Consider the following 20074-nt stretch of genomic DNA (forward strand, 5'->3'; position numbering starts at 1 on the left):
TCAACAGAGTCAAGCGTTTTTGAAGAGCCGCTCGCGCAGCCTATCAAATGATGTTCAGCCCCTGACGACGCAGAGCGGCGAAATAGCCGCGCATCTTCTCGTCGGCCTGTCGACTGAGCGCGATATAGGCCCGGCGGCGATCATCAGGATCGGCATGCCGTTCGAACAGCCCCGCCTCGTGCATCCCGCCGATCCAGCGCAGCGCGGTGGTGGGCGGGACGGCGGCGGCGATACACAGGCTGGAAACCGATACCCTGCGCCGCTCCTGCTTCGCGGCGAACAGGTCCAGCAGCATGTCCCATGCGGGATCGGCGAACAGATCCTCGGCGAAGAACTGCGCACGCAGCCGCCGCGCGCGGATCACGGCGCGCACTTCGTCAGCCGAAACATCCGGTGCCGCATCATTCCCGTCATCCGGGCCGCGATAGCCGTTCGCCGGTTCACGCAGGGCGCCGCCGCCATTGGCCGCCGGTTCGCCACGCGTGAGCCGGACCAGCGTGTCCGCGATACGCGCGACTTCCTCGTTCAGCCGGCGCAGCCGCTCCGCCTCGGCATCGCGCGTCACATCGTTGAGCCGCAATTGCCGCCGATCAAGCGCCCGGTGCAGCGCGAAAATGCGATCAGCCGGAGTGGGATTACAAAGCAGCTGACAATCGCCGTCGAGCCAGCAGTCGGCGACCTGATCGAGCAGGTCGGGCGGTACGGTTGCGATCACTGCCGCGGCGGCGCCGCGCATCTGATCCACAGCCCGATAGAGGAGCGTGGCGACGTCGGTGCCCGGCGCCGTGCCGCCTTCGATCATGACGATGTCGGCGACCGGCTCGATCCCTGAAAGCGCCGCACGCCATTCCGGGCCGGCGATTTCGCGCAGATCGGCCGCGGTAATGGCCGCACGGGCGTCACCCGGATCGATATCGGGATCGACGAGGAGGATGACGGCAGGGCGAAGGTCATAGGCTTGTGAAGCGTTTTGCGGCGTCGAAGCAGTCATTCCCAGGCCCCGTGAGTTCATCTTCTGTTCCGACCCTGCCCGCTTACTCCGAAATGGTTGAGTTAAATCACGTCCATTTCGGATATATTCTGGCGGCCATATCGAAGAACCCGTCCGAAGGACGGTCCGGTTCGGATCATTGCACCGCACCGTGGTGGCAAATCGGTAAGATGCCCGGTCCTCCAGGGCGCGACTCGGCGCCCTGCGATCAGTCGAGCGATTTTACGATTTCCTCGACCATCTTCTTAGCATCCGAGAGCAGCATCATCGTATTGTCGCGATAAAAGACTTCGTTGTCGACGCCGGCATAGCCCACGCCACCCATCGAGCGTTTGACGAACAATACCGTCTTGGCGTTGGCGACGTCGAGGATCGGCATGCCGTAGATCGGCGATGTCTTGTCGGTCTTGGCAGCCGGATTGGTGACATCGTTGGCGCCAATCACGAACGCGACGTCGGTCTGGCTGAACTCGCTGTTGATGTCTTCCAGTTCGAACACTTCGTCATAGGGCACGTTCGCTTCAGCAAGCAGGACGTTCATATGCCCGGGCATGCGCCCCGCCACCGGATGGATGGCATATTTCACCGTAACGCCTTCTTCCTTGAGCTTGTCGCTCATTTCGCGAAGCACGTGCTGCGCCTGCGCCACCGCCATGCCGTAGCCGGGAACGATGATCACCTGCTCGGCCTGTTTCATCAGGAATGCCGCATCCTCTGCGCTGCCGCGCTTGAACGGGCGATCGATCTTCTCGCCCCCGCCGCTCGCACCGCCGCTGTCGGCGCCGAAGCCGCCTGCGATCACGCTGATGAAGCTGCGGTTCATCGCCTTGCACATGATATAGGAAAGGATCGCACCCGAGCTGCCGACGAGCGCGCCGGTGATGATCATCGCGCTGTTGCCGAGCGTAAAACCCATCGCCGCCGCCGCCCAGCCTGAATAGCTGTTGAGCATCGAAACGACGACCGGCATGTCCGCGCCGCCAATCGGAATGATCAGCAGGAAGCCGATGACGAAGCTGAGGATCGTAACGGTCCAGAAGATCCACGGCGCCTGATCCTGCGTGAAATAGCCGATCAGCCCGACGATGACCGCCAGCGTGCCGAAATTGATGACGTGACGACCCGGCAGCATGATCGGCGTACCCGACATGTTGCCGTTGAGCTTCAGGAAGGCGATTACCGACCCCGAAAAGGTGATCGCGCCGATCGCGACGCCCAGCCCCATTTCGATGCGGCTTACGGGGAAGATGCCCTGCTCGCCGAGAATCCCGAATGCGCCGGGATTGAGATAGGCGGCGGCGGCCACCAGCACGGCGGCGAGGCCGACCAGCGAGTGGAATGCAGCGACGAGCTGCGGCATCGCCGTCATCGCGATGCGCTGCGCGATGATCCAGCCCACGGCGCCGCCGATGCCGATCGCGGCGGCCAGCTCGACCGGGCTCGCAATCTCGTGCGTCGCCAGCGTCGTGACGACCGCGATCAGCATGCCGATCATGCCCAGGCGATTGCCCCAGCGGCTTGTCTCGGGGCTCGAAAGCCCGCGCAGCGCGAGAATGAAGCACACACCCGCCACCAGATAAGCGAGCGCCACCCACGGATTTACCGGTGCTGCTTCGTGCATCCTATTCCTACCCCCTGAACGTCACCCCTGCGAAGGCAGGGGCCAATCTCTCCATCGTCAGTCGCTGCGATCGTGGAGAGAGCAATGGGCTCCTGCCTCCGCAGGAGCGACGGTATCTGACCCTGCGGCTATTTCTTCGCCGCTGCGGGCCGTTCCTTCTTCTTGTACATGGCAAGCATCCGCTCGGTGACGGCAAAGCCGCCGAAGATGTTGACGCTGGCGAGCGCGACCGCGGCCAGCCCCAGCCACTTCGCCACTTCCTGCCCCGCCGCCATGCTGGCGATCAGCGCGCCGACGATGATGACCGACGAAATCGCATTGGTCACCGCCATCAGCGGCGTGTGCAACGCGGGCGTGACCGACCAGACGACATAATAGCCGACGAAACACGCCATCACGAAAATCGAGAGGATTGCTATGAAGTCCACCTCAGGTCTCCACAAAAAAAGCAAGAAGCAATGAAATCAGCACCATCGCTCCCCAAAAAATATGAGCAAAAAAACTAGAGGCTTTTGCCATTCGGCTTTTGGAGTAGCACGGCGAAAACTTTGCCAACCGCGCACTCCCGCCTTGTCTTCCAGCTCCTGCATAACCTGGCCGCGTACACGCATGTTTTGACGAAGCGCATGATATGACAGCCAGCCAAATATCGCGAAAATAGCAGGCAGCAAACGCGCTACCAACGGGACCGAATGATCCTTACCAACGGTGAAGACTAGCCCCCAAAAAGCCAAACTTCCTGCGACATATGAGTACATGAACTTCCAGCGCAGCTCGTGCGCATGCTCATTACGTGCGTAATTTAGCTCATATATCTTTATCTCAAAATCCGAGACGCTCATCCCAGCAGCCGTTCGTTGACGACCTTGCCGCCCTGCGTCACGCGCACGGCATTGCCGATCTCCTCGTCGAGCACCGGCTTGCCGGCTTCCTTGTCCCAGAAGGCCGAGAGGAAGTTGAACAGATTGCGCGCGAACAGCGCCGAAGCATCGGCGGCGAGGCGGCTCGGCACATTCTTGTGGCCGACGATCTTCACGCCGTGCTTTTCGACGATCTCGCCCGCGACCGCGCCTTCGACATTGCCGCCCTGTTCGACCGCGAGATCGACGATCACGCCGCCGGGGCGCATCGTCGCGATCTGCGCGTCGGTGATCAGCCGCGGTGCCGGCTTGCCCGGGATCAGCGCGGTAGTGATGACGATGTCCTGCTTGGCGATATGGCTCGAAACCAGTTCGGCCTGCGCCGCCTTATATTCGTCGGACATTTCGGTGGCGTAGCCGCCCGTCCCTTCGCCTTCGATGCCCTGAACATTCTCGACGAAGATCGGCTTGGCGCCGAGCGACTGGATCTGTTCCTTGGTCGCCGCGCGCACGTCGGTCGCCGACACCTGCGCGCCAAGCCGCCGCGCCGTCGCGATCGCCTGAAGCCCGGCGACCCCGACACCCATGACGAACAGCTTGGCGGCCGAAACCGTGCCAGCAGCCGTCATCATCATCGGAAAGGCGCGGCCATATTCATAGGCCGCGTCGAGCACCGCCTTGTACCCGGCAAGGTTCGACTGCGAGGACAATATGTCCATCGACTGCGCGCGGGTGATGCGCGGCATGAATTCCATCGCCAGCGCTTCGGCACCCATCGCGGCATAGGCGTCGATCCGCGCCCGCTCGCCGAAGGGATTGAGCCCCGCAACGATCCACGCGCCCTGTTTGAGCCCGCTCAGGCTGTCCGGGTCCGGGCCCTGCACGCCAAGCACGATATCGGCGTCGGCCAGCACTTCGGCGCGGCTGCCGATCGTCGCCCCGGCATCGGCATAGGCCGAATCGGCATAGGAGGCCGTATCGCCCGCGCCGGTTTCAACCGCGACGGTGGCGCCCAACCCGGTGAACTTCTTCACCGTTTCGGGCGTGGCGGAAACGCGCCGCTCGCCGGCAGCGCCTTCCTTCAATACGGCGATGCGCACTTTAGCTGGCGATCAGCATCACGACGCCGGCAGTGATGATCGCAACGATCACCGTGCCGACCTTCAACATCGACATGAAGCCGTCATAGGTATGCTGGTGCACCTTGATTTCGCCATTGTCGGCCATTGCGGCTGTTCCCCTCAACGCAAAGAATTGATGGTTTCCTTAACCGGGGGCCGGGTGCCTGCCAAGCCTAGCTCTGCTCTGCCCAGGCTTAAGCCGGCCTTTACCCATATTGCGTATCAACCGCCCAGATACGGGACAATTGGGACTGAGGATTTGCCCATGATGCGCAACGGCCAGCGGCTCCTGATGCTGATTGACGACGAGCCGGCACAGCGGCGACTGGTAGCTGCGATCACGGCGCGGCGCGGCTGGCGCACCGTCTTTGCAGGCGATGCCGAAACCGCGATCGCAACGCTCGGCACACCTGATGGGATGGCGCTCGACGCGGTTCTGCTCGATCACTGGTCGGACGAGTGCGATGCCGCTGGACTAATCGAGGAATTGCGCAATCGTCGCCCGCAACTGCCGATTCTGATGCTCACCGCCAATGGCTCGGTTGCCTGCGCCGTTTCGGCGATGCGCGCCGGCGCCACCGATTTCCTGGTCAAGCCGCTGGCGGCGGAACGGCTGCTCGCCGCGCTTGAAGCGGCGGTCGGGGGCAAGACCGCCGGCGAATTGCGCCCGCTCACCGAAAAGCTCTCGCACCCGCTCGGCTTCGACGAAATCGTCGGCTCGGCGCCGCAATTCCGCGCCGCCCTTGCCATCGCGGCAAAGGCCGCCCGTGCCCGCGTGCCGGTGCTCATCGAAGGCGAAAGCGGCGTCGGCAAGGAAGTCATCGCTGAAGCGATCCATGCCGCCAGCCCGCGCAGCAAGAAGGAAATGATCAGCGTCAATTGCGGCGCGATTCCCGCCAACCTGGTCGAATCGGAATTGTTCGGCCACGAAAAGGGCTCCTTCACCGGCGCTTTCGAGCGCAAGATCGGCCGCTTCGTCGATGCTGATGGCGGGACGTTGTTCCTCGATGAAGTCGGTGAACTGCCGATCGACGCGCAAGTGAAGCTGTTACGCTTTCTGCAGACCGGCGAGATTCAGCCGATCGGCGCGCGCCATGCCCGGCAAGTCGACGTCCGCGTAATCGCCGCGACCAACAAGAGCCTGACCGCCGAAATCGAGGCGGGGCGATTCCGCGAGGACCTTTACTACAAGCTCAACGTCGTTCAGGTCGCGATCCCGCCGCTGCGCGAGCGCACCGGCGACATTCCCGCGCTTGCACGCCACTTGCTCGGCCGCATTGCCGAACAGCCCGGACTGCGTCCGCTCGGTATCACCGACGAGGCGCTTCAGCTGCTTGCCACCTATGACTGGCCGGGCAATGTCCGCCAGTTGCAGAACGCATTGTTCCGCGCCGCCATATTGTGTGACGGCGATGCACTGACGCGGAGCGACTTCCCGCAGATCGCGGAACACGCCGCCGGGCGGGGCGGCGGCAGTAGCGCCGGGCGGCGCGGCAGCACCGATCATGCCGGCATCACCCTCTATCGCCCCGACGGCAATCTGCGTCCGCTCGACGAGATCGAAGCCGATGTCATCCGCCTCGCCATCGGCCATTATCGCGGGCGCATGACCGAAGTGGCACGGCGGCTCGGCATCGGCCGTTCGACGCTCTACCGCAAGCTCGGCGAACTGGGGATCGACCAGAACGCGGCCTGAATGGAACAGTCGCGCCGCACCATGCGATTGAAGCGGCATGCGACATCGTATTTTCCTCGCGGCGCCGCTTGCGGCGCTGACGCTTCACGGCTGCAGCCAGCAGCCTGTTCCGCAAGATGACAGCGCCGCGGTACCATCGCCGACGCCGGCCACCACTGCCGGTCCGGGTTCCCCGGCCGATCCGCTCACGGACTGGTCGCGCTATCGCAATGCGCGCTTCGACTTCGTGGCACAGCTGCCTCCCGGCTTTTCCGCCGATCCGGCGCCGGCGAACGACGATGGACGCGTTTTTCGCAACGGCCTTGTCGAATTCCGCGTCTCGGGCAGCCACAACGCGCTCGATCGCGCCTTTGCAGCGCAAGTGGACGCTGCCACGGAAGGTCTGAGTGACGTGCAGGAGATCGCTGCGCTTCCCGGATATTGGCGTGGGACGGGACAGGATAGTGCCGGCAACAGGGTATGGCTGATGCTCGCGCGGCCGGATTCGTCGCGACTCGTCACGGCCCGCTTCGCCTATCCCGCCGATCGCGACGCCGCCTTTGCCGCCACCGCCGAACGGGCGCTGAAGGGCGTCATGCTGATCGCGCAACAGGGGCCGGTCGGTCTCCGCTACGATCCCGCCCAACATGCCGCGGTTGAAACCGAAGTGACTCTTCCCCCCGATCATCACCAGCGCCATGATGCGCTGAAGCTGATCGCCCGCGATCGTCTCGACCGGATCGGTGAAACGGCATGCCGCTACGGCCTTTCGGGCAGGGAGCAGCGCTGCACGCCGGGCAAGGAGGCCGGGCTTGCCATCGCCGTGGCCGACGCGCCGATCGGCACCATCCGTTCGCGCATCGACACGCTGAGACACCAGCCCTCGGAACTCGCCGGACGGAAGGGCTTTCGCGTGGTCGAGGGCGCCGAAGGTCAGGGGGCGAGTTTCGCCTTTGTGCCGCTTGGCGAGCGTACCGCTGTCGTCGAGCGGATGTGGCGCGGTGACCGAGACGGCAACGGCTTCCAGGCGGCGCTCCGCTCGATCGAAATCGCCTATGGCAGCTGACGGTCAGCCCGCCGTCAGTGCCGCGTCGCGCATCCCGCGCCACACCCGCAGCGCCTGAGCCGTTTCGAAGACGTCGTGGACGCGGATCAGCTGCGTGCCGAATTCGGCGCCCTTCAGCGCCAGCGCCAGCGATCCGCCAAGCCGCCGATCCGTCGGCGCTTCATTCGAAAGCGCTCCGACAATCCGTTTGCGGCTCGCCCCGAGCACGACCGGACAGCCGAGCCCGTGAAACAGCGCCAGACCGTTGAGCAGCGCCAGATTGTCGGACAGCGCCTTGCCGAAGCCGATGCCCGGATCGATCAGGATCCGCGCCCGATCGACGCCTGCGGCAACCACGGCATCGACCCGCGCTTCGAGCCAGTCATAGGTTTCGACCAACGGATCGCGATAGCCGGAGCCGCCATGCGGACCTTTCTTCGGATCGGGCGAGTGCATCAGCACCACCGGGCATCCGCTGCCCGCCACCACGTCGATCGCGCGATCGTCCCACAGCAGCGCCGCGACATCGTTGACGATATGCGCGCCCGCCGCGAGCGCGGCTTCCATCACGCCCGCCTTGCGCGTGTCGATCGACACCAGCGCGCCGCCGCGCACCAGCCGTTCGACGACCGGCGCGGTGCGGGCGATCTCGTCGCCTTCCCACACCGTTTCGGCCCCCGGTCGAGTCGATTCGCCGCCGACATCGATCACCGCCGCGCCCGCCGCGCTCATGTCCATGCCCGCTCCGGCGGCGCCCGCCGGATTATCGATATGCTTGCCGCCGTCCGAAAAACTGTCGGGCGTGACGTTCAGGATGCCCATCACCTGCGGCTGATCGAAACGCAGCGCGCGCTCGCCCAATTGCAGCGGCGCACGCGGCGCGGAAATGCGGCGCGCCAGTTCGAGCAGCGCTTCGCCCTGCGCGACTTCCTCGGCCACCGATGGCAGCTCGGCCACCGGCACCACCCGGCGGGCCGCACGCGCGCCATCGACCATCGCCGTCAGTTCATAGGCGGCGAACCATTGCAGCCCGCCCGCCAGACGCGCCACGTCGCCATCGCGGCCGACCGGCGTATCGACGAAGTGAATCGGCCGCAGATAAAGGCGGGCATGATGCGGGATCGCGTTCATGCCGCCGCCTTATCGCGCCGCCTGCATGTAGGACAGCCCCGAAGCGGAGATCAGGGCTGCGTCGCCAGCAGATAGGTCTGCCGCACCGCATCGATCGGGCGCAGCCCGTCGGCGGCTTCATAATGCCAGAAGGTCCAGCCGTTGCAGCTCGGCGCGCCCTGCAGCGTCGCCCCCATCTTGTGGATCGATCCGGCCTGCCCGTCCGCGAGCACCAGCGAACCATCGGCGCGCACGCTCGCCTTCCAGCGGCGTTTGGTGTCGCACAACATCGTGCCGGGCTGGAGATAGCCGGTTTCGACCAGCGTCCCGAAAGCGACGCGCGGCGCGGCCTTGCCCGCCTGCATGATCTGGAGGTTCGATTCGTCGAGCGGCAGCGCGGCTTCGATGCGCTCCTGCGCCGCTTCGACATAGGCCGGCTCGCGCTCGATGCCGATGAACCGGCGGCCAAGGCGCTTGGCGACGGCGCCCGTGGTGCCGGTGCCGAAAAAGGGATCGAGCACCACGTCGCCCGGCTTGGTCGAACTGAGCAGCACGCGATAGAGCAGCGCTTCGGGCTTCTGCGTCGGATGGACCTTGTGGCCGTCCTTCTTCAATCGCTCCTGCCCCGCGCAGATCGGCAATTCCCAGTCCGAGCGCATCTGGATTTCGTCGTTGAGCGTCTTCATCGCGCGATAGTTGAACGTGTAGCGCGATTTTTCGCCCATCGAGGCCCAGATCATCGTTTCATGGGCATTGGTGAAGCGCGTGCCCTTGAAATTGGGCATCGGATTCGCCTTGCGCCAGACGATGTCGTTGAGGATCCAGAAGCCCAGATCCTGCACCGCCGTACCGACGCGGAAGATGTTGTGATAGCTGCCGATCACCCACAAAGTGCCGGTGGGTTTCAGGATGCGGCGCGCTTCCTTCAGCCAGGCGCGCGTGAACTTGTCATAGATGGCGAAGCTGTCGAACTTGTCCCAGTCGTCGGTGACGGCATCGACATGGCTGCCGTCGGGACGATTGAGGTCGCCGCCGAGCTGAAGATTGTAGGGCGGATCGGCGAAGACCGCGTCGATGCACGCATCCGGCAACGCCTTCATCGCCGCAATGCAATCGTCCATCAGGATCGAATCGAGCGGCAGCGCACCGGCCGGAACGGCGGCGACGCGCGCGCTTTTCTTAACCTTCTCGATGACCCCCATACGCCCTTCCCCTGCAAACAAGGCGGCCGATCCTGCGGATGTGCGGGACTCCGTCAAGCAATCATTGGTTAACGCAAAAGCCTTAAGAATCGTTAACTTGGCAGAACATTTGTCGGACCCGCGAGATGTTGAGTCCGAAACTTATCCACAGCCACTAGCGATGGGGTGTGTCCCGAAAGACTCACTTATCCACAGGCTGGCCCCAGCCCCGAACCATCGCCTCCAGCCCCGCCGTCACCAGCGCAAGGCGGCGGTAATCGACCTTGTCGGGCAGGTCCCTGGCGTCGTGATACCAGGGGTAACGGAAGGGCGCGGTGTCGGTGATCATCACTCCCGGATAGCCCGCCTGTTCGAACGCCCAGTGATCGGACCAGTCGATTCCCTGCAGGAAGCCCGGCGTGCTGCCGCCGACGCTGGGGATGGTCGCATGCTCGCGAAACCGCCCGACTGCCTCGCGCACCAGCGGGCGCGATCCCCACGTCCCGACAAAGGCAATGAAATCGCCCGTATCGGGATAGAAATAGCTGAGCGGCGCCGGATATTTCTGGCTGCCCGGCGCATCCGAATAATAGCCCATCGTTTCGAGCGAGAACATCGCCGCGACCGGCTCATCGCCCGCCGCGAGCGCCTTTGCATAGACGAGGCTGCCCATTTCCGTCGTCTTGAACCAGGGTGGCTCTTCATTGACGAAGAACACGAGTCGGATGCGCATCGCCGCCTTGCCGCGAAGGTCGGAAAGGTTGCGCGCAAGCGCGAGCAGCACGGCCGTGCCGCTGCCGTTATCATTCGCGCCGGGCGCATTGCCCGCGCTGTCATAATGCGCACCGATCACCAGCGTATGGGCATGCGGATCTGCGGGTTCGATCACCGCTTCGATATTGCGCACCGTGACACCGCCGGCTTCGAACGTCTGCCGCCGCACCGCATGGCCCGCCGCGACGAGCTTTGTCTCGATCAGCTGCGCCGCGCGTTCGAGCGCATGCGGATGCGCGACATTGTGCGGCTCGCTGGCGATCGCAGTGACATCGGCGCGCAATTGCCCGGCCAGAGCCGCATCGGGCTCGGGCAGAGGCCCCGAATAGCTTTCCCCCGGCACCGCGAGCATCCAGTTGACGCCGACGATCGGCACCGCGACCAGCAGCAACAGCAGCGCGATGACGATCCACCGCAGCGACTTGCGACGTTCCGAATAGCTCATTGGACCAGCTCCAGCTGATTGCCGCGCATCTCCTGATTTATCCGCGCGTTCGAACTGTCGGAGACTTCGCCGCACAGTCCGGCATCGCAAATCGCCGTCCCGGCCATCACGCTTCGAATGCGCCGCACATCGCCGCATTCCGCGTCGTTATCGACAACCAGCACGACCGCCGGTTGCGGCGCCATCCGTGCCGAGATGGCGAGATACTCCCCAACGCCTTCTTCGGTTCGCGGCTGTCCGTTCCAGCGCAGCCCGCCTTCAGCATCCAGCCGGATTTCGTTGCCGACAGACAGATGCGGCCTTTCGGTGCGCGGATCGAACCACCCATCCGGCGCCGCGCCGCATTGCCCTGCGCCATAGGTGCCGCTCCCGCCGCATGCCGAGAGCAGGCAGAGCGCCGCTACGCCGACACGCACGGCCCGAAATCCAGCTCCGCCTGCGCCACCGGCGCGAAGCTGCGGCGGTGGTGCGGGGTCGGGCCGAGCGTGCGCAGCGCTTCGGTGTGGACGCGCGCGCCATAGCCCTTGTTCGAGGCCCAGCCATATCCCGGAAATTCGGCGTCGAGCGCGATCATCATCGCGTCGCGGCGTTCCTTGGCGACGATCGAGGCGGCGGCGATCGAGAGGCAAAGCGCGTCGCCGCCGATCACCGGCTCGCTGCGATGGCTCCAGCGCGGGCAACGATTGCCGTCGACCAGCACGAAGGCGGGTGGCAGCGCGAGCGCGGCGACGGCGCGTTCCATCGCCAGCATGCTCGCCCAGAGGATATTCAGTTCGTCGATCTCGGCGACGCTGGCGATACCGACGCCGATCTGCGCGCATTCGAGCAGCGCCGCGCACAGCTCGGCGCGACGCTTCGCAGTCAGCGCCTTTGAGTCGTTCAACCCATCGGGGATGCAATCGGGATCGAGCACCACCGCGGCGGCGACCACCGGCCCGGCTAGCGGCCCGCGCCCGGCTTCGTCGACGCCCGCCACCGGGCCGCGATGCAGCGCCCCGAAATGCAGCTCACGCGTATAATCAGGCATCGGCCCGCGCCATCGGATAGGGTGCCCAGCGTTCGTCGATCGCCGTCATCACCAGCGGATCGAACCGCTGCGCAACCGCGTCGCCCATGCGCGCGGTGAGCGCAGGGTCGACCCGGCCCGAAGCCGCGTCGCGCGTCGCCAGATCGGGCCAGCGGGCGATCGCCGCCACGCTGCCGTCATCGGCATCGAACAACACCGATCCATGCCCGCCCAGCGCGCGAAACGCATCGGTCGCCTCCGCCCATGCGGCACGGAATTCTGATTCCGCGCCGGGCTTGAGTTTCCAGCGATAGAGGACGGCGATCACAGTTCCTCGTCGATGCGCCAGGGCGGGAAGCGCCGCATCTCGCCCGCCTGATAGAGGCAGACGGCATTGCCCGACGGATCGGTGAGCCGCGCCTCGCGCCAGCCCCAGCGCTGGTCGGTCGGCGCGGTATCGAACGCCAAGCCCTGCGCCTTCAGATAGGAGACCGTCATGTCGATGTCGCCGCATTCGAAATAGACGACCGGGCGCCCGTCGATTTCCTCGGCCGCCTCGATCGAGAAGGTCGCGCCGCCCTCGGTTTCGAACCGGGCATAGCGTGGCTGGGCGCGGACGATCTGCCTGAGGCCAAGCAGGCGATAGAAACGCTCGCTCGCGGCGAAATCGGTCGCCGGCACCGTCACCTGATTGAGCATCGGCGCGAACCGCGAGAGATTGAGGTCGAGCCGCACCGCCTGATGCCCCATCGGCCCGTTGCCGTGGCCGATCCCCGGCGCCGAGCGGATCGCCACGCGAACGAAGCGGCGCGCGCGGGCGACGGCTTCGGGCAGCGTCCAGTCCTTGGCGAGTTCGACGGCGATGGCGGTGGAAAGCGTGCAGCCGGTGCCGTGCGTCTCATCGGTCTCGATCCGGGCGTCGCGCCACTCCATTTCGGGCGGATTTCCGCTGTCGCCGGGGCAGAAGAGCCGGTCGGCGATCTGGCTGCTGCGGGTGTGACCGCCCTTTACCAGCACCGAGGAACCCCGCCGCGCGACGAGCGATCGCGCGCTGTCGCGCTGGGCATCGCGATCGACGATCGACTGGCCGGAAAGCACTTTCAGCTCGGGCAGGTTGGGCGTGGTGACCGTGGCGACGCGCATCAGCCGCTCGAACGCGGCAATGGTATGATCATCGGCCAGCACGCCGCCCGAGGTCGCGACCATCACCGGATCGAACACCACCGGAACGCCGGGAAACTCCTCGAGCTTTTCAGCGACGGCATGCGCGGTCCTGGCCGATCCGATCATGCCGATCTTGACCGCGTCGGCACCGATATCGCTCAGCACAGCGTCGATCTGCGCCATCACCATGTCGGTCGAGACCGGATCGACTGCCTCGACCGCGCGGGTGTTCTGCGCGGTGATCGCGGTGATCGCAGTCAGCGGATGCGCGCCGAGCATCGTCGCGGTGCGGATATCGGCCTGAATCCCCGCGCCGCCGCCCGAATCGGACCCGGCGATGATCAGAATGCGCGGCGTCATGCGCGCAGTCCCGAAAGAGACAAAAGAGACACCACGTCCCCCATGATTCCCCTACCCCTGCGCACGCCATGCAACGACCGGCGGCTGGCGGCAAGGGAAACGCGAAGGATCATGGGGTTAGCCTTGCCACAGGCGCGGGGCTGTAGGACAGCCCCTAATGGGTTGGACGCCATTTCCAATCGCGAACCGTTCGGGCTGAGCCTCTCGACGTTGCTCGAGACAGGCATGTCGAAGCCCGCCGTGCCGCATACGGCGCGTTCGCGGCGAGGCGCCCTTCGACAGGCTCAGGGCGAACGGAGGTTGGTAGACACGGGCCCGCAATCTTCCGTCGCCCCTGCGCAGGCAGGGGCCTATCGCTGTCGATTTCCGAGAACGGGTGACACATCGCCAGCGCGCCATGTGTCAGAGAGGCAGGCAGGACGGCACAGACATGGGCACCTGCCTGCGCAGGGGCGACGGCTGTGGGGCGCCGGAAATCAGCCCGGAAAATACCGCTTCGTGCCCGCTGGATTGGCCTTGAGCCGCTCCCCGGTCCGCGTCGGCCGATCGGTCAGCTCGCCCCCGCAATTGGGGCAACGCTCGTCCATCGCGTCGGCGCATTCGGCGCAGAAGGTACATTCGAACGAGCAGATGAAGGCGCCATGCGCATTGGCGGGCAAATCGGTGCCGCAGCGTTCGCAGTCGGGGCGCATTTCGAGCATGGGGCGGGTATAGTGCGGCAACATGAAGTGTTGAAGCGTTTCCTCCCCCGCCAGGGGGAGGTGGCAGGCGAAGCCTGACGGAGGGGGAGGACGACGATGCGCCTCGAAGGGCCACACCGCGATATCGCCAGACGCCTGCGCAGCGAAATGACACCCCCCGAAATCGCGCTGTGGCAAGCGCTTCGGCGGAACGACGTCGGCTTGCGGTTTCGCCGACAATACCCGGCTGGGCAGTATGTCCTCGATTTCTACTGCGCTCCGGCGAAACTGGCGATCGAAGTCGACGGCGAAGCGCATTTGCGCGGCGACAGGCCGGATCAGGACGCGGTTCGTGATGCATGGCTGAAATCGCGCGGCGTTGCGGTTTTGCGCTATCCGGCGCGCGAGGTTCTCGACAATATCGATGGCGTGGTTCGTCAGATTTTCGCGGTCGCGCTCGAACGTCGTGAACGATTTCGTAGCTGACCGCCGCCCGCCCCCTCCGACGCCTTCGGCGCCACCTCCCCCTGGCGGGGGAGGATTTTACTTCTGAGCGCCATTCCTCCCCCGCCAGGGGGAGGTGGCAGGCGCCGCGCGAGCGGCGACTGGCGGAGGGGCGGGATCGGCGCCGTTGCGATGCTAAGCCGCCACCGCGCGCACCGCGTCGCAGATGCGGTCCACCACGCGCTCGACTTCGCCGCGATCGTCGCCTTCGGCCATCACGCGGATCACCGGCTCGGTCCCCGATTTTCGGATCACCAGCCGCCCGTTGCCGTCGAGTTCGGCCTCAACTTCGGCGATCGCTTCCTGCACGGTCGCGTCGTCGAGCGGGGTGAATCCGGCGGCGAAGCGGACATTCTTCAATATCTGCGGCAGCGGATCGAACTGGTGGAGGACTTCGCTGGCGGGCCTGCCCGCGCGGGCGATTTCGGCGAGGATCTGGAGCGCGGCGACGAGGCCGTCGCCGGTCGTCGCATAGTCCGACAGGATGATGTGCCCCGATTGCTCGCCGCCGACATTGAACCCGTCAGCGCGCATCTTTTCGAGGACATAGCGGTCGCCGACGCTGGTGCGCTGAAGCCCCAGCCCGTTCGCCGACAAATGCCGTTCGAGCCCGAGGTTGGACATCACCGTCGCGACCAGCCCGTCGCCCTTCAAAAGCCCGCGCCGCGACCAGCCGCAGGCGATCGTCGCCATCAGCTGGTCGCCGTCGACCACCCGGCCCTTTTCGTCGACCACGATCAGCCGGTCGGCATCGCCGTCGAGCGCGATGCCGAGCGCGGCGCCTTCGGCGACCACGCGCTCGCACAGCTGATCCGGCGCAGTCGACCCGACGCCGTCATTGATGTTGAGCCCGTTGGGCGTCACGCCGATCGCGACTACTTCTGCGCCAAGTTCCCACAGCGCCGAGGGGGCGACATGATAGGCGGCGCCATTGGCGCAATCGACGACGATCTTGATGCCATCGAGGCTGAGATCGGTCGGGAAAGTCGATTTGGCGAAGTGGATATAGCGGCCGCGCGCATCCTCGACGCGGCGGGCACGGCCGATTTCCGCCGATGGCGCGAGCTGCGCATCGCTTTCGATCAGAGTCTCGATCGCGACTTCGTCGGCGTCCGACAGCTTGTAGCCGTCGGGCCCGAAAAGCTTGATGCCGTTATCGGCGAAGGGATTGTGGCTCGCCGAGATCATCACGCCCAGATCCGCGCGCATCGAAGTGGTGAGCATCGCCACCGCCGGGGTGGGCATCGGGCCGACCAGCACCACGTCCATGCCGACGGCAGTGAAGCCCGCCGTCATCGCGTTTTCGAGCATATAGCCCGAAAGCCGCGTATCCTTGCCGATCACCACGCGATGCCGGTGATCGCCGCGCCGGAAATGCGCGCCGGCGGCCATGCCCACCTTCATCGCCATTTCGGCGGTCATCGGAAAGATGTTGGTCGCGCCCCGGATTCCGTCGGTGCCGAAATATTTTCTTGCCATTGCCCTTACCGTCACGCCCTTGCGGGATTGCGTTGCACCCCTGATAGCGGGCAATCCTTATCAGAGCGAGCATGTCCCAAACCACCCGCATCCTCCTGTCGCTGGTCGCCGGCCTTGCCATCGGCATCGTCGCCGCCGCGACCGTGCCCGAAAGCGCCATTTCGGCGATCGATTATGTCCGGCCGATCGGATCGGCATGGCTCAATGCGCTGCGGATGACCATCGTGCCGCTGGTCGTGTCGCTGCTCGTCGTCGGCATCGCGGCGACGGCGGAGGCGGCGCGGGCGAGCAAGCTCGCAACCGGCGCGATCGCGCTGTTCCTGGTGCTGCTGTGGATTTCCGCCGCGCTGGGGGCGCTGCTGACGCCGCTGTTCCTCGATCTGTGGACCCTGCCCGACAGCGCGACGGCCGCACTGCGCGACGCCTTTGCCGGGGCCGAGCCGGCAGGCGAAGTGCCGCCCTTCTCCGATTTCCTCGCCGCGATCGTGCCGACCAATCCGATCGCGGCGGCGGCGGAGGATTCATTCCTGCCGCTGATCATCTTCACCACCGTCTTCGCCTTTGCCGTCACGCGCCTTCCCGAAGAGCCGCGCGAGACGCTGGTAAAATTCTTCCGTGCGCTGTCGGATGCGATGCTGGTGATGATCCACTGGGTGTTGTGGCTCGCCCCGATCGGAGTCGTCGCGCTTTCCTATGTCGTCGGCGCGCGGGCGGGAACGGCGGCGCTGGGCGCGCTGCTCCATTATGTCGTGATCGTCTCGGCGGTGGGCGGCGTGCTGCTGCTGCTCGCCTATCCGCTCGCGGTGTTCGGCGGAAAGCTGCCGCTCGGCCGGTTCGCGCGCGAAGTCGCGCCGTCGCAGGCCGTTGCAGTGAGCACGCAAAGCTCGCTCGCCTCGCTGCCCGCGATGCTGGCGAGTTCGGAACGGCTGGGCATTCCGGTGTCGACTTCGGGAGTCACACTGCCGCTGGCGGTGGCGATTTTCCGCGTGACGGGACCGTGCATGAACATCGCAGTCGCCATCTATGTCGCGCATGTCTTCGGCATGGAGCTGACGCCGACGCAGCTGGCGGCGGGCGTCGCGGCGGCGGCGATCACGACGCTGGGCGCGGTCAGCCTGCCCGGCGCGATCAGCTTCATCAGCTCGATCGCTCCCGTCGCCATCGCGATGGGCGTGCCGGTCGCACCGCTCGCGCTGCTGGTCGCGGTCGAGACACTGCCCGACATCATGCGGACGATCGCCAATGTGACGATGGACGTTTCGACCACCAGCGTCATCGCCGCACGATCGGGCGCGGGCGGCGAGCGCAGCGAAGCGGACGAATTGCTGGAGGGGTGAGGCGGACGCCGGCGTTCCCGCCCGCCCGGCTCATTGGAGGAGGACGCATATTCCGTCGGCGCGCATCGGCGGGCAGCGTTGCCCGATGATCCAGCCGAGCTGCTGATACGCCACACCCTCTACCGGGTGCCCGGCGGCGTTGCGGGCCGGCGTATAGCGCATGCGCCGCGACCAGAATTTGCAGCTGCCCTCGTCAACGCTGGCAAAGCCGCTCGATTGCGTCACTTCGCAATTGCTGACGCGGCCGCGCGTATCGATCGTCAGCCGCATCATCACAACGCCGCCTTCCTCCGCGCGCAGCGCCGCCGTGGGATAGTCCGCCGCCGATATCGATCCGCTCCGCAGCGCGGGATCGGTTTGCGCAGATGCCGGAAGCGCGGCCAGGCCTGCCGCAGCAACAGCGGTCAGTCGCAGCAATTTCAGTTCGCGGGTTCCCATTCGCACAGCATTGCCGAACAGCCCCGGCAGAACAAGCCGGCGATCATCGCCCGGCCCCGTCAGCGCGGCCTGGTGTCCCATCGTATCGCATGGGTCGTCGTGCCTTCGACCGGCTCGTCCTGCGCGTTCCGCGCCGGATAATAGCGTACCCGCTTGCCCCAGATCTTGCAGGAATAGGCATCGAGCGCGTCATAGCCGCTCGATACCACGATCGCGCAATGCGATACGCGCCCTTCGGTATCGATCGTGAATTCCATCAGTACGAGCCCGGGCTCGCCATGACGCAACAATTCGCGGGGCGCATCCTCGGCCCGGACGGAGCCGTACCGGATCGTCGGCGGCGTTTGCGCCGAAGCCGACGCAATCCCCAGAAAGCCGCTCGAAATGATGGCGCTTCCCGCCAGCGCTGCCTTGCCGATGTTCATGTACAATGCCTGTCAGAATTACTTCAGCAGCACCAGTTCCTCGGCCATGCTCGGATGCAGCGCGACGGTGTCGTCGAACGCCTGTTTGGTAAGCCCCGCCTTCACCGCCACGGCCGCTGCCTGCAAAATCTCCGGCGCGTCGGGACCGATCATGTGGAGGCCGACGACCTTTCCGGTCTCCGCATCGCAGATCATCTTGTAGAGCGCGCGTTCGTTGCGATCGGCCAGCACATTCTTCATCGCCCGGAAATCGGAGGTATAGACCTGGATCGATCCGAGCTTCATCCGCGCCTCGCCCTCGGTCATGCCGACGCCCGCCATCGGCGGATGGCTGAACACCGCCGAAGGGACGCAGGCGTAATCGACCGTGTGCGGCTTGCCGCCGAACACCGTGTCGGCGAACGCCTGTCCCTCGCGAATCGCGACGGGGGTGAGCTGGATGCGATTGGTGACGTCGCCGACGGCATAGATGCTCTCGACGGTCGAGCGGTTGGTCTCGTCGACCTTGACCGCGCCCTTGTCGTCGATCTCGACGCCGATTTCCTCCAGCCCCAGCCCTGCGCTGTTGGGCGTGCGGCCAAGCGCATAGAGGACGCAGTCGACATCGATCGCATCATGCCCGGTCATTTCGACGCGCAGGCTGCCGTCGTCATTCTGGGTGATGCTTTCGAATTCGGCATGGAAGCGGAATTCGATGCCCTTGGTCATCGATATCTGGAGCAGCCGGTCGCGGATCGATTCGTCATAGGCGCGCAGGATCACGTCGCTGCGATTGATCAGCGTCACTTTCGATCCCAGCTCGTTGAAGATGCCGGCGAATTCATTGGCGATATAGCCCGCCCCGGCGATCAGAACACGTTTGGGCAGCTTCTCGAGGTGGAAGACTTCGTTCGAGGTGATGCCGAGTTCGTTCCCCGGAAATTCGGGGATGAAGGGATGCGCGCCCGTGGCGATCAGGATTGTGCCCGCACTGATTTTCCGGCCGCTCGCCAGCGTGACTTCATGCGGTCCCGAAACCGTCGCGCGATCGAGGATGATCTCGACGTCATGGCTTTCGAGCGTGTTGGTATAGGCATTGTTCAGCCGGTCGACATCGGCGAGCACATTGTCGCGCAGCACCGTCCAGTCGAAATCGCAATCGGGCACGTTCCAGCCGAAGCGGCGCGCGTCGCGCAAATCCTCGGCGAAATGCGCGCCGTAGATGAGCAGCTTCTTGGGCACACAGCCGCGAATGACGCAGGTGCCGCCGACGCGATACTCCTCGGCGATCGCCACCTTCGCGCCATGCGCGGCAGAAACGCGCGCGGCGCGCACGCCGCCGGAGCCGGCGCCGATGACGAAGAGGTCGTAATCATAGTCGGACATCGGCGGCACGCTCCATGTTCAGGATCGTTGGCCCTGAGCCTGTCGAAGCGCCGTACTTCCTTGTCACCGGTCCGATGAAGAAGAACGGGGCTTCGACAGGCTCAGCCCCAACGGGGGATAGGTTCGGTTGGGGAGATAGGCTGGCGTCGGCGTGATGCCAACCGGCGGGCTCACCGCTTGCGCACGAACTCCGCGCGCAGCACCAGCCCCTTGATGCCTTCATACTTGCAGTCGATTTCCTGGCTGTCGCCGGTCAGGCGGATCGATTTGATCAGCGTGCCACGTTTCAGCGTCCGGCCCGCGCCCTTGACGTCGAGATCCTTGATCAGCGTCACCTGATCGCCGTCCTGCAGGATATTGCCGACCGAATCGCGGACCTCGACCGCGTCTTCGGCCGCGGCCTTGGCAGCGGCTTCGGACGCGGGAATCCATTCGCCCGAGGCTTCGTCATACACATATTCTTCGTCGGACACTGTTTTCTCCATTAGTCCCG

Annotated in this window: 23 protein-coding genes; 4 read left to right on the forward strand and 19 right to left on the reverse strand. The window is 65.2% G+C overall.

The genetic code is table 11. The features are described from left to right. Positions 1-43: 43 nt before the first annotated feature. The 6 genes from G5C33_RS18635 to G5C33_RS18660 form a co-directional block, all read right to left on the reverse strand. The gene (locus G5C33_RS18635) at positions 44-991 is read right to left on the reverse strand and encodes a MarR family winged helix-turn-helix transcriptional regulator (protein WP_165328523.1); all 948 of its coding nucleotides are present in this window, start codon (positions 989-991) and stop codon (positions 44-46) included. 208 nt (positions 992-1199) lie between these two features. Beyond that, complete coding sequence (locus G5C33_RS18640; protein WP_165328524.1) at positions 1200-2612, reverse strand: NAD(P)(+) transhydrogenase (Re/Si-specific) subunit beta; 1413 nt, start codon at positions 2610-2612, stop codon at positions 1200-1202. 128 nt (positions 2613-2740) lie between these two features. Then, positions 2741-3040 carry an NAD(P) transhydrogenase subunit alpha gene (locus G5C33_RS18645; RefSeq protein ID WP_165328525.1) on the reverse strand — a complete coding sequence of 100 codons (300 nt, stop codon included), beginning with the start codon at positions 3038-3040 and terminating at the stop codon, positions 2741-2743. Between the two features lie 36 nt (positions 3041-3076). Continuing rightward, complete coding sequence (locus G5C33_RS18650) at positions 3077-3454, reverse strand: hypothetical protein (protein ID WP_165328526.1); 378 nt, start codon at positions 3452-3454, stop codon at positions 3077-3079. Continuing rightward, positions 3451-4572 (reverse strand): Re/Si-specific NAD(P)(+) transhydrogenase subunit alpha, encoded by a 1122-nt coding sequence (locus G5C33_RS18655; protein WP_165328527.1) that lies wholly within the window; start codon positions 4570-4572, stop codon positions 3451-3453. Before G5C33_RS18655 ends, G5C33_RS18650 begins: the two co-directional genes overlap by 4 nt. Before the next feature lies 1 nt (position 4573). After that, on the reverse strand, positions 4574-4699 hold the full coding sequence (locus G5C33_RS18660) for an aa3-type cytochrome c oxidase subunit IV (protein ID WP_165328528.1): 126 nt from the start codon (positions 4697-4699) through the stop codon (positions 4574-4576). A 159-nt stretch (positions 4700-4858) separates the two neighbouring features. On the opposite strand from G5C33_RS18660, the gene G5C33_RS18665 reads away from it, so the two are divergent. Together G5C33_RS18665 and G5C33_RS18670 are read left to right on the forward strand one after the other, a co-directional pair. Continuing rightward, positions 4859-6289 carry a sigma-54-dependent transcriptional regulator gene (locus G5C33_RS18665; protein WP_165328529.1) on the forward strand — a complete coding sequence of 477 codons (1431 nt, stop codon included), beginning with the start codon at positions 4859-4861 and terminating at the stop codon, positions 6287-6289. Positions 6290-6326: 37 nt separating this feature from the next. After that, on the forward strand, positions 6327-7334 hold the full coding sequence (locus tag G5C33_RS18670) for a hypothetical protein (protein ID WP_165328530.1): 1008 nt from the start codon (positions 6327-6329) through the stop codon (positions 7332-7334). A gap of 3 nt (positions 7335-7337) precedes the next feature. Here G5C33_RS18670 and folP read toward each other — a convergent pair whose 3' ends face one another. From folP to G5C33_RS18710, 8 genes are all read right to left on the reverse strand, one after another. Next, entirely contained in the window at positions 7338-8444 is a 1107-nt protein-coding gene (gene folP, locus G5C33_RS18675; protein WP_165328531.1) for a dihydropteroate synthase, read from the reverse strand. A 50-nt stretch (positions 8445-8494) separates the two neighbouring features. Beyond that, complete coding sequence (locus G5C33_RS18680) at positions 8495-9625, reverse strand: site-specific DNA-methyltransferase (RefSeq protein WP_165328532.1); 1131 nt, start codon at positions 9623-9625, stop codon at positions 8495-8497. Between the two features lie 181 nt (positions 9626-9806). Beyond that, positions 9807-10823 (reverse strand): M28 family peptidase, encoded by a 1017-nt coding sequence (locus G5C33_RS18685; RefSeq protein WP_165328533.1) that lies wholly within the window; start codon positions 10821-10823, stop codon positions 9807-9809. Continuing rightward, entirely contained in the window at positions 10820-11239 is a 420-nt protein-coding gene (locus tag G5C33_RS18690; protein WP_165328534.1) for an ExbD/TolR family protein, read from the reverse strand. The genes G5C33_RS18685 and G5C33_RS18690 overlap by 4 nt, the downstream gene beginning before the upstream one ends. Next, positions 11224-11850 carry a ribonuclease HII gene (locus G5C33_RS18695; protein ID WP_165328535.1) on the reverse strand — a complete coding sequence of 209 codons (627 nt, stop codon included), beginning with the start codon at positions 11848-11850 and terminating at the stop codon, positions 11224-11226. The genes G5C33_RS18690 and G5C33_RS18695 overlap by 16 nt, the downstream gene beginning before the upstream one ends. Next, on the reverse strand, positions 11843-12157 hold the full coding sequence (locus G5C33_RS18700; protein ID WP_206518596.1) for a hypothetical protein: 315 nt from the start codon (positions 12155-12157) through the stop codon (positions 11843-11845). The genes G5C33_RS18695 and G5C33_RS18700 overlap by 8 nt, the downstream gene beginning before the upstream one ends. Next, positions 12154-13353 (reverse strand): bifunctional hydroxymethylpyrimidine kinase/phosphomethylpyrimidine kinase, encoded by a 1200-nt coding sequence (gene thiD / locus G5C33_RS18705; protein ID WP_165328536.1) that lies wholly within the window; start codon positions 13351-13353, stop codon positions 12154-12156. The genes G5C33_RS18700 and thiD overlap by 4 nt, the downstream gene beginning before the upstream one ends. A gap of 476 nt (positions 13354-13829) precedes the next feature. Next, on the reverse strand, positions 13830-14054 hold the full coding sequence (locus G5C33_RS18710; RefSeq protein ID WP_165328945.1) for a DUF1272 domain-containing protein: 225 nt from the start codon (positions 14052-14054) through the stop codon (positions 13830-13832). A 96-nt stretch (positions 14055-14150) separates the two neighbouring features. Between G5C33_RS18710 and G5C33_RS18715 the strand changes: the two genes are divergently transcribed. Further along, complete coding sequence (locus G5C33_RS18715) at positions 14151-14519, forward strand: endonuclease domain-containing protein (RefSeq protein WP_165328537.1); 369 nt, start codon at positions 14151-14153, stop codon at positions 14517-14519. Between the two features lie 153 nt (positions 14520-14672). Here G5C33_RS18715 and glmM read toward each other — a convergent pair whose 3' ends face one another. Further along, on the reverse strand, positions 14673-16016 hold the full coding sequence (gene glmM, locus G5C33_RS18720; RefSeq protein WP_165328538.1) for a phosphoglucosamine mutase: 1344 nt from the start codon (positions 16014-16016) through the stop codon (positions 14673-14675). A gap of 71 nt (positions 16017-16087) precedes the next feature. Between glmM and G5C33_RS18725 the strand changes: the two genes are divergently transcribed. Continuing rightward, entirely contained in the window at positions 16088-17353 is a 1266-nt protein-coding gene (locus G5C33_RS18725) for a dicarboxylate/amino acid:cation symporter (protein ID WP_165328539.1), read from the forward strand. A 30-nt stretch (positions 17354-17383) separates the two neighbouring features. Here G5C33_RS18725 and G5C33_RS18730 read toward each other — a convergent pair whose 3' ends face one another. From G5C33_RS18730 to G5C33_RS18745, 4 genes are all read right to left on the reverse strand, one after another. Then, positions 17384-17872, reverse strand: coding sequence for an energy transducer TonB (locus G5C33_RS18730; protein WP_165328540.1), 489 nt, complete (start codon positions 17870-17872; stop codon positions 17384-17386). Then, positions 17851-18216: an energy transducer TonB gene (locus tag G5C33_RS18735; protein WP_165328541.1), complete on the reverse strand. Its 366-nt coding sequence runs from the start codon at positions 18214-18216 to the stop codon at positions 17851-17853. Before G5C33_RS18735 ends, G5C33_RS18730 begins: the two co-directional genes overlap by 22 nt. A gap of 18 nt (positions 18217-18234) precedes the next feature. Continuing rightward, positions 18235-19581: a glutathione-disulfide reductase gene (gene gorA, locus G5C33_RS18740; protein WP_165328542.1), complete on the reverse strand. Its 1347-nt coding sequence runs from the start codon at positions 19579-19581 to the stop codon at positions 18235-18237. Positions 19582-19751: 170 nt separating this feature from the next. Further along, positions 19752-20054 (reverse strand): alkylphosphonate utilization protein, encoded by a 303-nt coding sequence (locus tag G5C33_RS18745; RefSeq protein ID WP_165328543.1) that lies wholly within the window; start codon positions 20052-20054, stop codon positions 19752-19754. Between the last annotated feature and the right edge of the window lie 20 nt (positions 20055-20074).

The organism is Sphingosinithalassobacter tenebrarum (assembly GCF_011057975.1).
In the GTDB taxonomy this organism is placed as follows: Bacteria; Pseudomonadota; Alphaproteobacteria; order Sphingomonadales; family Sphingomonadaceae; genus Sphingomonas; species Sphingomonas tenebrarum.